The following is a 13,486-nucleotide window of genomic DNA, read 5'->3' as shown; positions in this document are numbered from 1 at the left end:
GCGGATAAAAGCACGCTTTCATAAAAAATTAACAAAAAGCACGAAAAAATTTAAAAAACATAACGTTAACCCGATCACAAATTTTACCGTCCCGGGAGGCGGATAAAACCGCCCGGCTGTAAAAAGTGACCGCTTAATCTGCTATACAACCGCTTACGGGATAATCCCCGTTTCCCGCCTTGATTTTTCTATCATAAAACACACTTGCAGGAAGTTTCTATTTTATTCGGCTGAAACACTTTTTCCGTACGGATACGGATCCTTTTGATTATCACAGTCACATTTAAGGTGCGTTATGAACTCTAATCGCTTATTTAAGCACATTCCCTGGTTTATCCTGGGGATTATAGGTGCTTTCTGTCTCGGCGTTGTCGCATTACGCCGCGGCGAGCATGTCAGTGCATTATGGATCATTGTTGCATCGGTATCAGTCTATCTGGTGGCGTACCGCTACTACAGCCTGTATATCGCAACAAAGGTTATGAAACTGGATCCGACCCGGTCAACACCGGCGGTGATTAATAATGATGGTCTGAACTATGTTCCGACTAACCGTAACGTTCTGTTCGGTCACCACTTTGCCGCGATCGCCGGTGCGGGTCCGTTAGTCGGGCCGGTACTTGCCGCGCAGATGGGGTATCTGCCGGGCACACTCTGGTTGCTGGCCGGTGTGGTGCTGGCGGGGGCGGTACAGGACTTTATGGTGCTGTTTATCTCCTCGCGCCGTAACGGTGCCTCTCTGGGTGAGATTGTTAAAGAAGAGATGGGAACCGTGCCGGGCACTATCGCGCTCTTCGGCTGCTTCCTGATTATGATCATCATCCTCGCCGTGCTGGCACTGATTGTGGTGAAAGCGCTGGCAGAAAGTCCGTGGGGGGTGTTCACCGTCGTATCCACTGTGCCGATTGCCCTGTTTATGGGGATCTACATGCGCTATCTCCGGCCGGGACGTGTCGGTGAAGTGTCTGTCATCGGTATTGTGCTGCTGGTAGCGGCTATCTGGTTCGGTGGTGTGATTGCACATGACCCGTACTGGGGCCCTGCGCTGACCTTTAAAGATACCACTATCACTTATGCACTGATCGGCTATGCGTTTGTTTCCGCTCTGCTGCCGGTGTGGCTGATTCTGGCTCCGCGTGACTATCTGGCAACCTTCCTGAAAATCGGTGTTATCGTCGGTCTGGCTGTGGGTATCGTTATCCTCAACCCGGATCTGAAAATGCCGGCCATGACACAGTTCGTTGACGGAACCGGTCCGGTCTGGAAAGGTGCTCTGTTCCCGTTCCTGTTTATTACTATTGCCTGTGGTGCGGTTTCCGGCTTCCACGCCCTGATTGCTTCCGGTACCACACCGAAACTGCTGGCCTGTGAAACCGATGCCCGTTATATCGGTTACGGCGCTATGCTGATGGAATCCTTTGTGGCGATTATGGCGCTGGTTGCAGCCTCCATTATCGAACCGGGTCTCTATTTTGCGATGAACACCCCGCCTGCGGCGCTGGGTATCACCATGCCGGATCTGCATAACCTCGGTACCGCAGATGCACCGATGATCATGGCACAGCTGAAAGATGTGACCGCTCAGGCGGCCGCGACGGTCAGTTCCTGGGGCTTTGTGATTTCGCCGGAAGAGATTTTACAGACCGCCAAAGATATCGGTGAGCCGTCTGTTCTGAACCGTGCGGGTGGTGCACCGACACTGGCGGTAGGTATCGCGCATGTGTTCCACAAAATCATTCCTGCGGCGGATATGGGCTTCTGGTATCACTTCGGGATCCTGTTTGAAGCACTGTTTATTCTGACTGCACTGGATGCGGGTACCCGTTCCGGCCGCTTTATGCTCCAGGATCTGCTGGGTAACTTCGTTCCGTTCCTGAAGAAAACTGACTCCTTTATTGCCGGTGTGATCGGTACTGCCGGTTGCGTGGGTCTGTGGGGTTATCTGCTGTATCAGGGCGTGGTCGATCCGCTGGGCGGCGTTAAGAGCCTGTGGCCGCTGTTCGGTATCTCCAACCAGATGCTGGCGGCTGTTGCCCTGGTTCTGTCCACCGTCGTTCTGATTAAGATGAAGCGCAGCAAATATATCTGGGTAACCACTATTCCTGCGGTATGGCTGCTGATTTGTACCACATGGGCGCTGGGTCTGAAACTGTTCAGTGACAACCCGCAACTGGAAGGCTTCTTCTGGCTGGCGAATGAGTACAAACGCCGTATTGCTGAAGGTGTCGCGTTAACGCCTGAGCAGGTCGCCAATATGCAGCACATCGTGGTGAACAACTACACCAACGCCGGTCTGAGTATTATCTTCCTGGTTGTTGTGTACAGCATCATCTTCTACGGCATCCGTACTGCGATGAAAGCGAGCAAAAACCCGGAACGTACTGACAACGAAACACCGTATATCCCGGTTCCGGAAGAGGGAATTAAAGTCTCCTCCTCACACTGATAACAGCATGCAGTAACGCTGAAGTCTCATCCCCCGTATGATGTCAGTCACATTGTACGGGGGATATTTTTTATTATCCGTGTTATTTGTTACTCTGACAGCCTTTGTTCCGCTGTCTGTCTGTAAGAAGGACCCGATTATGCAACCTATCTCCGTGACTATCCTGACCGGTTTCCTGGGTGCCGGTAAAACCACACTGCTGCGCCATATTCTCCACGAGGAGCACGGGCAGAAAATTGCTGTGATTGAAAATGAATTCGGCGAGGTGCCGATCGATGATGAAATTATCGGTGACCGCGCCACGCAGATAAAAACCCTGAGCAACGGGTGTATCTGCTGCAGCCGCTCAAGTGAGCTGGAAGATGCGCTGCTCGACCTGTGTGAAAACCTGGACAGCGGCAAAATCGATTTTGACCGCCTGGTGATTGAATGCACCGGTATGGCTGATCCCGGCCCGATTACACAGACCTTCTTCTCCAATGAAAAATTGTGTGAGCGCTATGTGCTGGACGGCATTATCACGCTGGTGGATGCAGTACATGCACAGCAGCAGCTGGATCAGTTCACTATCGCCCAGGCGCAGATTGGTTACGCGGATCGCATTCTGCTGACCAAAACGGACGTTGAGCCGGATAATGAGGCGCTGCTCGCCCGGTTACAGCGGATTAATGCCAAAGCGCCGGTGTATAAGGTGATTAACGGCGATATCGATATGAATCTGCTGTTTAATGTCGGCGGTTTTATGCTGGATGATAATGTGGAGGTCAGCAAGCCGCTGTTCCGCTTTGCACCGAAACAGCAGAATGACATTCAGTCTCTGGTGATCACCATGGATAAACCGGTGGAAATCAGTGCTATTTCCCGCGCGATGGAAACCCTTCTGCTCAGCTATGCCGATAATATGCTGCGTTACAAAGGGTTACTCTGGATTAAAGATGAGCCGCGCCGCCTGTTATTCCAGGGCGTTCAGCGTCTTTACAGTGCGGATTTTGACCGCGAATGGCGTGAGGATGATGTAAAACAGAGTGTGCTGATTTTTATCGGCATGCAACTGCCGGAGCAGGAAATCCGTAATGCGTTTGCCACGCTGACGGCATGATAACAGCGGGTATTCACCCGCTCAGGTCGTTGTAAAAATAAAGCATGAAAAAACCGGCCGGTGCGGCCGGTAAAGGAAAGGGGGCTTCCTTAAAAAGCCAAACCCGGAAAAATCAGGCTGATTTTGCCTTGTTTGCCATGATTTCAATAATCTGCACGTCGGTGTGCTGCATGGACAGGCTGGCAAGCGCACAGAGGTTAGCAATGGATTTATCCACATCGGTACAGACGATGCCGTCGTTACCGCCGACACACTGCTGATTCATCGCCATCAGCACCGCTTTATAGGCTGCACTGACACCGCTGGAGACTTTCATCGCGCAGCTGTTGGAGGCACCGTCACAGATAATACCGGTGATATCCCCGATCATGCTGCTGATAGCCATCGCCACCGGCTCATATTTCCCTTCAAATAACCATGCGATACCGGCTGCCGCCCCCATTGAGGCGGTCGTGGCCGCACACAGGGCGGAAAGCGGCGGGAACTGGCTGTGAATATAAATCGCCATCAGGTGGGACAATGTCAGGGCACGGATAAGCTGTTCTTCATCCGCCTGTAAATATTCCGCGACCACCACCACCGGCTGGGTAGCGGCGATCCCCTGGTTACCGGAGCCGGAGTTGCTCATGGCAGGCAGCTGTGCGCCGCCCATACGGGCATCCGAGGCTGATGAGGTGCGGATCATAATGTCGGACAGCAGGTCTTTTGACAGCAATCCGCGCTCACGCTGTTTTTCCAGCGAACGGCCGATTTGTAATCCGTACGGGTTGGACATACCTTCGCGGGCCAGGGCATCATTCAGATCAGCGGCCTGACGCATAAAATTGATCATCGAAACCGGTGCCTGAGTGGCAAAATCATAAATATCACGGGCGCAGGCATCCGCGAACGGGTTATCGCTGCCGCTCTGATGTGTTACCGCATCATCCTGATAAATAATCGTGCCGTTGTGGCTGATTTCCGTCACATGGGTATGATCGCCGCAGATAGTGACGGTGGCCTGCTCGTCACCGCTGTATACGGTGGCTTCAGAGTAAAGTACCTGGCTGCACGGCTCTTTGATTTCCACAGACACCGCACCGGAGGCAAGAAATGCTTTCCCGGCGGCGATATCGTCCGCAGTCACCCCGCACAGGACATTCAGGCCGGCATCCGGCTGTCCGCCGATAGCGCCGAGTGCCGCAGCGACCGGCAGGCCGGTCATACCTGTTCCCGGAACAGTCACGCCAAGGCCGTTTTTCATCAGGTTCGGGGAAACATAGCAGCGGATTTTAGTCGGTGCACCGCTGAGGCAGGCAGCGGCTTTCGCGGCGGCCAGTGCCAGAGAAATCGGCTCGGTGCAGCCTGTCGCCGGTTTGACTGACTGACGCAGTGCCGCGACAAAATTGTTCCATTGAGCAGGGGTGTGATGTGTTGCCATTTTTCAGCCTTAAATACGCGAATCCGTTATGCGGCTCAGTGTACCGAAAGGGAAGCAGAAAAATCCTTTCACAATTCAGGGGTATTTGCAGAATCCGGAGAAAAACTTTCTCCCGGAAATAAAAAATAGGGCGGATAGGGGGGAAAAAAGCAAGAAATTGTCCGGCGGTGGAAAGAGACAAAAATACTTATCTAACTATTTGATTTAAATAAAGTATTGAATATGATTTGTATGCATTATGTTATGCATAAATAAAAAAGTGTGATGAGACCCCGTGACAGCAGTCACGAAAAACTGCGTTAATGGCTGTTTATCAGAGCATAACTCTGTATTTTTTCTCTTATTTGCCTGGTTGTGGTGTTATCAGCTGGTTTATCAGGTAATTCCCGCTGCGCGGCCGCAGCAGGAATTCTGCCGGAGGATCAGCCCTCAATATCCAGCCGTTTTGACTGCCATTTTTTCGAACGCCAGCGCCAGGTGTTGACGAGCCCGCGCAGCCACTCATCACACAGAAAACCAATCCAGATCCCCAGTATCCCCATCTCAAGTTTGATCCCCAGCACATAGCCGACCGGCAGCGCCACACACCACATAAAGAACAGGGCGGTACAGAGCGGGAAACGGGCGTCGCCGGCGGCACGCAGGGCGTTCACCATCACAATATTCAGGGTCCGGCCCGGTTCGAGGAAGACTGACAGCAGGAACAGCGGCAGCAGCAGTTTTATCACCGCCTGATCGTCACTCAGCCCGTAAGCGAGGTGGTCGCGGAACAGCCAGAACAGAAAGACAATCGGGATGGTGCTGAAAAAGCCGGTTTTCAGGCTTTTCATGCCGCGCTGATAGGCATCCTCAAAACGTTTTGCCCCGACCAGATGCCCGACCAGGATTTCATTCCCGATACTGATGGTTATTCCGAACAACATAATAAACAGTGATAACTGGAAGTAGATGGTCTGCGCCGCCAGTGCGGTCTCGCCCATCAGTCCGATAAAGGCGATAGCGACCATATAATGCAGCATCCAGACCAGGTTTTCCCCGGCAGACGGCAGACCGACATGCAGGATCTGCTTCAGCATATTTTTGGACCAGTGAAACAGCATGCGCGGCACAAATTTAATCCGCAGACCGTAAAAGAGCAGGCCGCACAGCAGCGCCACGGCAATCAGACGCCCTGCCACCGTGGACCAGGCGACACCGACCAGTCCGTACTGCGGCAGACCGAACAGGCCGTACAGCACAATGCAGTTACCGACGACAGTCACCACGTTGGCGACCAGTGTGACATACATCGCCGGTTTGGCTCTGCCGTAAACCCGCAGACAGGCCGCCAGGATGATGGTCACTGCTTCCGGAATTAAACAGATCCCCAGAATATGCAGATAATTAAAGGCATCTTCCATCAGATGTTCCGGCGTATTCATCAGTTCCAGAATTTTATAGCCGAAAATAATGGTAAACCCGGCGGACAATAATCCCAGCAGCAGGTTAAACGCGATGGAAATATGAATAGCCTGACTGGCCTTATCCCGTCTGCCCGCTCCGATATACTGGGCGATCACCACACTGCACCCGACACTGATAAAGTTGAAAATAGTGATAAACAGGTCAAACGCCTGATTGCCGACCGCCATTGCCGCCAGATATTTTGACGACACATGGCTGACCATCCAGGTATTAATCAGGAAGGTGGAAAAGTGTAATAACAGGTCGATAAAAATCGGCCAGCTTAAGGAAAAGAGCCCGCGCTCTGTCACATCAGACTGATGCATGACGACCTTCTGTAAAGAGTGTGATTTTTGTTCCGGGACGGATACAGGGAGCCGGATTCTACCAGGATAATATTACTGAGAATAGCGAAAGGTGAAAAATAAAACATTTTTTTCATAACTAATTAAGAAATCAATGTTTCCTTTCATAAATAAGTATGATTTCCTTATCAGACTAATCAATGATGACAGAGAGAATTCCGTGAAAAAAATACGAGCCGCCGTCGTTGGTTACGGCAATATCGGACAGTATGCGATTGAGGCGCTGGAAGCTGCCGCTGATTTTGAGATTGCAGGGATTGTGCGCCGCAACCCGTCTGCAGCTGATACAGATTCCGTGTATCCGGTGGTGGCGGATATCCGTGAACTGGGCAAGGTGGATGTGGCACTGCTGTGCTCGCCGACCCGCGCCATCCGTGCGGTTGCTTCAGAGATCCTCGCGCTGGGGATTAATACCGTGGACAGTTTTGATGTTCACAGTGAAATTGTCGCGCTGAAAGAGCACCTTGACCCGATTGCCCGCACCGGTGAGTGTACGGCGATCATCTCCGCAGGCTGGGATCCGGGGTCGGATTCCATTATCCGCACGCTGATGCAGGCAATGGCGCCGAAAGGGCTGACGTACACCAACTTCGGGCCGGGGATGAGCATGGGGCACAGTGTTGCCGCCAAAGCGATTCCCGGTGTGAAGGATGCACTTTCCATGACAATCCCGCTGGGCACCGGTGTTCACCGCCGTATGGTCTATGTTGAGCTGGAGCCGGGGCATGATATTGATACCGTGACCGCCGCGCTGAAAGCCGACAGCTATTTTGCCTCTGATGAGACGCACGTCCGTCAGGTGGACAGTGTGGACGCCCTGAAAGATGTGGGACACGGTGTTTCCATGACGCACAAAGGCGTGTCCGGTAAGACCCATAACCAGCTGTTTGAATACAGCATGCGCATCAATAACCCGGCACTGACCTCCCAGTTCATGGTGTCTTCGGCACGGGCGGCCTGCCGTCAGCAGCCGGGTGCATACAGTGTGATCGAAATCCCGCCGGTAAACTTCCTGGCCGGGGATATCAACAGCTGGATCAGCAAACTGGTGTAGTGATATTTCAGTCACAAAACAGTAATAAAAAAGGGATGAAAATCCCTTTTTTATTGTCTGCAAAACCGATAATTAAATTAACTGTTATATACGCAATGTTATTGTTGTTTATTTTTTCTGTGAATACAATAAAGGGTAAACAAACCGGACGCTTCCTGATGTTATTCTTATTTTTCTCCATGCCGTGCGAAGATAAAAAAAGAACGCGTAATTAATTACCGAAGCAATTGATTAGCTGCGCTTAATGTATTTTGATTTTTTTATGAAATTATCGCAATTATTTAATAGTTTAACGTGGCAATTTTGAGATGTTCATCATAGACAAAAGGATTATTCAATGTAATTTTGTGCATTACTTATCCACCCAGAGGGCTTTGTGTATGAATTTCTTATCCATCCCAAGTCGTCTTGCCGGTGTCTGCTTTGTGCAGGCATGGTTTAATATTGATCATCGTATTTCCAATTTCTTCCCTGAGTGATTCTCCGCCTGCGTATTTACCACGAAAACTAATTAAAAACACGCTGATATAACGTGGCTGCATTCCTGTATTTTCTTTTCAGAAAAATACAGCGGATAAGTATATCCGGCAGCCCGAAACCGGAGAATAAAATAATGAAACGTATTCCAGAACCGTTCCGTATTAAAATGGTTGAAAATATCCGTATGACAACCCGTAATGAGCGGGAAGTTGCCCTGAAAGAAGCCGGATATAACCCGTTTTTATTACCGGGCGATGTGGTCTTTATTGACCTGCTGACCGATTCCGGTACCGGTGCCATGAGTGACCGCCAGTGGGCCGGGCTGATGATGGGGGATGAGGCGTATGCCGGTTCCCGTAACTATTATCATCTCTGTGATCAGGTGAAAAAACTGATTGGCTACCCGTTCACTATCCCGACACACCAGGGGCGCGGTGCCGAGCAAATCCTGTTCCCGTCACTGATCGCCCGCCGCCGTAAAGCCGGGGCGGATAAACCGGTCTTTATTTCTAACTTCCACTTTGATACCACTGCCGCCCATGTGGAGTTAAACGGCGCGAAAGCGATCAACGTGGTCACACCGAAAGCCTTTGATACAACAACCTATTATGACTGGAAAGGGGATTTTGATTTAGATCTGCTCAATGCGGCAATCGCAGAGCACGGCGCAAAAAATGTGGCCGCAATTGTCACCACCGTGACCTGTAACAGCTCCGGCGGTCAGCCGATATCACTGGCAAATATGAAAGCCGTGTATGACATTGCCAAAAAGCATGATATCCCGGTGGTGATTGACTCCGCACGCTTCTGTGAAAACGCCTGGTTTATCAAACAGCGCGAAAAAGGGTATGCGGATAAGTCGGTGAAAGAGATCGTCAAAGAAATGTATAAATACGGCGATATGCTGACAATGTCGGCGAAAAAGGACTCACTGGTGAATATCGGCGGTCTGTGCTGTTTCCGTGATGACGAAGATCTGTTTAACGAAGTGCGCACCCGCTGTGTGCCGATGGAAGGCTTTGTCACCTACGGTGGTCTCGCCGGACGTGATATGGAGGCGCTGGCTATCGGGCTGGAAGAGGGGATGGATGAGGATTATCTCCGCTACCGAATCACTCAGGTGGAATATCTGGGTGAGCGCCTGCGCGAAGCAGGGATCCCGATCCAGTATCCGGTCGGCGGCCACGCGGTCTTTGTCGATGCGAAGAAAATGCTGCCGCATATCCCGGGCGATCAGTTCCCGGCACATGCCCTCAATAATGAGCTGTTCCTGGAATCCGGCATCCGCGGGGTGGAAATCGGCTCGCTGCTGCTGGGGCGTGACCCGGAAACCGGTATTCAGAAGCCGTCACCGATGGAGCTGCTGCGCCTGACAATTCCGCGCCGTGTCTATACCAATGACCATATGGATTATATCGCGGATGCCTTTATCCGGCTGAAAGAGAAAGCGGCGGATATCAAAGGGCTGACATTCACCTATGAACCACCGGTTCTGCGTCACTTTGTCGCCCGCCTGAAACCTGTCATGTAACCCTGTCGTATTACAGGAGGATGCGCTGCATCCTCCTGATTTCAAACATAATGATAATATTAAGCCACCAGAGGTACTCTTATGGCTACTGTTCCTGCGTCCTCTGTTTCGCCGTCCGTATTCGGCGGAGCAATGATTATCGGCGGAACTATCATTGGTGCGGGGATGTTTTCCCTGCCGGTGGTAATGTCCGGTGCATGGTTTTTCTGGTCGATTGCAGCACTGGTATTCACCTGGTTTTGTATGCTGCACTCAGGATTAATGATCCTCGAAGCTAACCTGAATTACCGGATTGGTTCCAGTTTTGACACGATCACCCGCGATCTGCTGGGAAACGGCTGGAATATTATTAACGGCCTGACCATTGCGTTCGTCCTGTATATTCTGACTTATGCCTATATTTCCGCCAGCGGATCGGTGCTGAGCCACACCTTTGCACAGGCGGGGATCACGCTTCCGGCACGGCTGGGCGGATTTCTGTTTGCCCTGGCGGTCGCCTTTATTGTCTGGCTGAGTACCAAAGCGGTCAGCCGGATGACGACGATTGTGCTCGGTGCCAAAATCCTGACATTCTTTATGACATTCGGCGGTCTGCTGTGGAATGTGAAACCGGCGGTATTACTGAACGTGGCACAGCCGGACGCTTCTTATCTGCCTTATGTATTGTTTACCCTGCCGTTTTGTCTGGCCTCTTTCGGGTTCCACGGTAATGTGCCGAGCCTGATGAAATATTACGGCAAAGAACCCGGCAAAATCCGCCGCTGTCTGACAATCGGCACACTGATGGCGCTGGTGCTCTATATCATCTGGATGCTTGGCACGATGGGGAATATTCCGCGTCCGGACTTTATTCCGATTGCGGAGAAGGGCGGCAATATTGATGTCCTGGTTCAGGCGCTGAGCGGCGTGCTGCACAGCCGGGGACTGGAGCTGCTGCTGATTGTGTTCTCAAACTTTGCGGTGGCCAGTTCGTTCCTCGGGGTGACGCTGGGGCTGTTTGATTATCTGGCGGATTTATTCAAATTTGATGACAGTAAAATTGGCCGCCTGAAAACCGCCGGTGTCACCTTTATCCCGCCGATGCTGGGCGGATTGATCTATCCGAACGGCTTTATTTACGCCATCGGTTTTGCCGGTCTGGCGGCGACGGTCTGGGCGGCGATTGTCCCGGCTCTGCTGGCCCGCGCATCCCGTAAACGCTTCGGCAGCCCGCAGTTCCGGGTCTGGGGTGGTGAGCCTATGATCTGGCTGATCCTGGGCTTCGGGATACTGAACGCGGTGGTACATATTTTGTCGAGTTTCAGCCTGTTGCCGGTTTACCGGTAAGCCATTACTTAAGCGGCAGGATTGTTGAGATTAATGATCCTGTCCGCTGACTCATGAGGGCGGATTTTTGATATAAAAAATGCCTGCAATATATATTGCAGGCACCCGGTGTTGACTTAAAAAATAAATAATTTAATTATCTTGTTATATTTTTAAACGCTTCTGTGGTGGCTTTTAATGCCACTTCTGTCGGTAAACGCTCCATGGAACTGGCCCCGTAAAAACCGTGGCAGTCCGGGCAGCGATCTAAAATGTATTGTGCATCTTCCGGGGTCGCGATAGGGCCGCCGTGACACAATACAATAATGTCCGGACGGACAGCTTTGGCTGCTTTCGCCCAGTCATTGATCATTTCAACACAATCATCCAGCGTGGTGGCGGTTTCTGCCCCGATATTACCGCCGGTGGTCAGACCCATATGCGGCACGAGGATATCCGCACCGGCTTCGGTCATGGCAATGGCATCTTCACGGCTGAAGACATACGGCGTGGTCAGCAGATCTTTTTCATGTGCCTTGCGGATCATCTCCACTTCCAGCGCATAACCCATGCCGGTTTCTTCCAGATTGGCACGGAATTTACCGTCGATCAGACCGACCGTCGGGAAGTTCTGCACGCCGGAAAATCCGGTGGCTTTGATATCGTCCAGGAATTTATCAAACTGACAGAACGGATCCGTGCCGTTGACACCCGCCAGAACCGGCGTATGTTTCACGACCGGCAGCACTTCTTTTGCCATATCCATGACGATTTCGTTGGCATTACCGTAAGCCAGCAGACCGGCCAGTGAGCCGCGTCCTGCCATGCGGTAACGGCCGGAGTTATAGATAACGATGAGATCGATACCGCCGGCTTCCTCACATTTTGCTGACAGACCGGTACCGGCACCGCCGCCGATAATCGGCTCGCCGCGTGAAATCATGTCATTGAATTTTTTCAGTAATGCGTCACGGGAAAGTGGCATCTTGTGTCTCCTTATTTCGCCCGTAATTGCTGGTGTTGATTAATGACAAAACGGGTAAATTCCGGGTCATTAATGTGATACGGGCATTTGCGTAAAATACGTTTTTCTGTTTGTTTATAATGAGTTTCGAACGCCTCAATAAAGGCGCGGTCCGCATCCGGCGACCAGAACGGCATACCTTCAGCATCGAGGGCGGAGAAACCGCCTTCCGGAATGATAAAAATGACATCGCCGTGACACTGGTTGAGTTTTTCCGCAATCCAGCGCCCCATCTGTGCATTTTCTTCCGGGGTGGTACGCATCAGGGTGACCTGGGCGTTGTGGTGATAAAACTGACGATCAGCGTATTTTTCCGGTACGGTGGACGGGCGGCCGAAATTGACCATATCCAGTGCGCCGCAGGAGCCGATATACGGCGTCTGCGAACGGGCAATGGCACCGAAACGGTCTTCATCACAGGCCAGAACGCCGCCGAAAAGATAGTCACACACTTCCGTGGTGGTCAGGTCAAGGATACTGTCGAACAGATGGTCATCCGCCAGTTTTTCCATCGCTTTACCGCCGCTGCCGGTCGCATGAAAGACCAGACAATCGTAATCCGCTTCCAGTTCTTTGCTGATTTGCTGGATACACGGTGTGGTGACGCCGAACATAGTCAGAGCAATGGCGGGTTTATCAGTAACCTGCTCTTCCTGACAGAAATAAACCGCCCCGGCAATCTGATTAGCCGCATTACGGAGAACTTTACGTGAAATTCGGTTCAGGCCGGAGACATCAGTGACAGAGTAGAGCATGGCAATATCGCTTGCGCCGATATAGCCGGAAATATCACCGGAGGCCATGGTGGAAACCATGAGTTTAGGGATGCCGACAGGCAGGGATTGCATTGCTGGTGTAATCAGTGCCGTTCCACCGGATCCGCCCAAACCGAGAAGTGCTGCAATATCATTTTGTTTTGCAAGGAAACGTTCAAAGGCAACAGCCATTGCCGCGATAGCACGGCCGCGGTCGCCGCAGAAAACCGCGCTTTCGCCGTCAGGGTGACAGGCGGCGACGTCGCGGGCGCAGACATCCGCTTCCCGGGTCAGCTGACCGGGTTTTGTGGTTAAATCCACAGTCTTTACAGCCAGGCCGGTGCGCTGGATCAGCTCACTGACATAAAAAATCTCATCACTTTTGGTATCGAGCGTTGTGGCGATATAGACAGCGCCTTTATTGCTGTTCATGGTTAACCTCAAAGGGATATCGGATGTCTGATAACGCATCATAACCAGAATGAGACTGTAGTATCATTTTGTTTGGCTGATTTTGAGACATGCATCTCAATTTGTCTATCTTTAAATCAGTTTTTTGATAAA

10 protein-coding genes are annotated in these 13,486 nt (G+C 51.6%); 6 read left to right on the top strand and 4 right to left on the bottom strand.

Going from position 1 to position 13,486, the window contains the following annotated elements; translation table 11 throughout:
- Positions 1 to 295 precede the first annotated feature (295 nt).
- On the top strand, positions 296 to 2,446 hold the full coding sequence (locus ACSBQN_RS14645) for a carbon starvation CstA family protein (protein ID WP_004236032.1): 2,151 nt from the start codon (positions 296 to 298) through the stop codon (positions 2,444 to 2,446).
- Between the two features lie 139 nt (positions 2,447 to 2,585).
- Entirely contained in the window at positions 2,586 to 3,545 is a 960-nt protein-coding gene (gene yjiA / locus ACSBQN_RS14640) for a GTPase (RefSeq protein WP_024472764.1), read from the top strand.
- 112 nt (positions 3,546 to 3,657) lie between these two features.
- Here the strand turns inward: yjiA and ACSBQN_RS14635 are convergent, their stop codons facing one another.
- Positions 3,658 to 4,965 carry a serine dehydratase subunit alpha family protein gene (locus tag ACSBQN_RS14635; RefSeq protein WP_024472763.1) on the bottom strand — a complete coding sequence of 436 codons (1,308 nt, stop codon included), beginning with the start codon at positions 4,963 to 4,965 and terminating at the stop codon, positions 3,658 to 3,660.
- A gap of 422 nt (positions 4,966 to 5,387) precedes the next feature.
- Positions 5,388 to 6,734, bottom strand: coding sequence for an MATE family efflux transporter (locus ACSBQN_RS14630; protein ID WP_024472761.1), 1,347 nt, complete (start codon positions 6,732 to 6,734; stop codon positions 5,388 to 5,390).
- A gap of 199 nt (positions 6,735 to 6,933) precedes the next feature.
- Here ACSBQN_RS14630 and ACSBQN_RS14625 point away from each other — a divergent pair, with 199 nt between their 5' ends.
- The 4 genes from ACSBQN_RS14625 (at position 6,934) to mtr (ending at position 11,164) form a co-directional block, all read left to right on the top strand.
- Positions 6,934 to 7,827 carry a diaminopimelate dehydrogenase gene (locus ACSBQN_RS14625; protein ID WP_024472760.1) on the top strand — a complete coding sequence of 298 codons (894 nt, stop codon included), beginning with the start codon at positions 6,934 to 6,936 and terminating at the stop codon, positions 7,825 to 7,827.
- Positions 7,828 to 8,135: 308 nt separating this feature from the next.
- Complete coding sequence (tnaC, locus tag ACSBQN_RS14620; protein ID WP_071592710.1) at positions 8,136 to 8,306, top strand: tryptophanase leader peptide; 171 nt, start codon at positions 8,136 to 8,138, stop codon at positions 8,304 to 8,306.
- 134 nt (positions 8,307 to 8,440) lie between these two features.
- Positions 8,441 to 9,838 (top strand): tryptophanase, encoded by a 1,398-nt coding sequence (gene tnaA, locus ACSBQN_RS14615; RefSeq protein ID WP_015422483.1) that lies wholly within the window; start codon positions 8,441 to 8,443, stop codon positions 9,836 to 9,838.
- Positions 9,839 to 9,919: 81 nt separating this feature from the next.
- Positions 9,920 to 11,164: a tryptophan permease gene (gene mtr, locus ACSBQN_RS14610; RefSeq protein ID WP_024472759.1), complete on the top strand. Its 1,245-nt coding sequence runs from the start codon at positions 9,920 to 9,922 to the stop codon at positions 11,162 to 11,164.
- Positions 11,165 to 11,300: 136 nt separating this feature from the next.
- On the opposite strand, the gene ACSBQN_RS14605 is transcribed toward mtr, so the two are convergent.
- Complete coding sequence (locus ACSBQN_RS14605; protein ID WP_024472758.1) at positions 11,301 to 12,128, bottom strand: phosphoenolpyruvate hydrolase family protein; 828 nt, start codon at positions 12,126 to 12,128, stop codon at positions 11,301 to 11,303.
- Between the two features lie 11 nt (positions 12,129 to 12,139).
- Positions 12,140 to 13,354, bottom strand: coding sequence for a Tm-1-like ATP-binding domain-containing protein (locus ACSBQN_RS14600; RefSeq protein ID WP_015422484.1), 1,215 nt, complete (start codon positions 13,352 to 13,354; stop codon positions 12,140 to 12,142).
- Positions 13,355 to 13,486 lie beyond the last annotated feature (132 nt).

The sequence above is a fragment of the Morganella sp. B601 genome (assembly GCF_051172335.1).
In the GTDB taxonomy this organism is placed as follows: domain Bacteria; phylum Pseudomonadota; class Gammaproteobacteria; order Enterobacterales; family Enterobacteriaceae; genus Morganella; species Morganella morganii.
The sequence above is the reverse complement of the archived record's forward strand: the minus strand, read 5'-3'. Positions and strand labels throughout refer to the sequence as shown.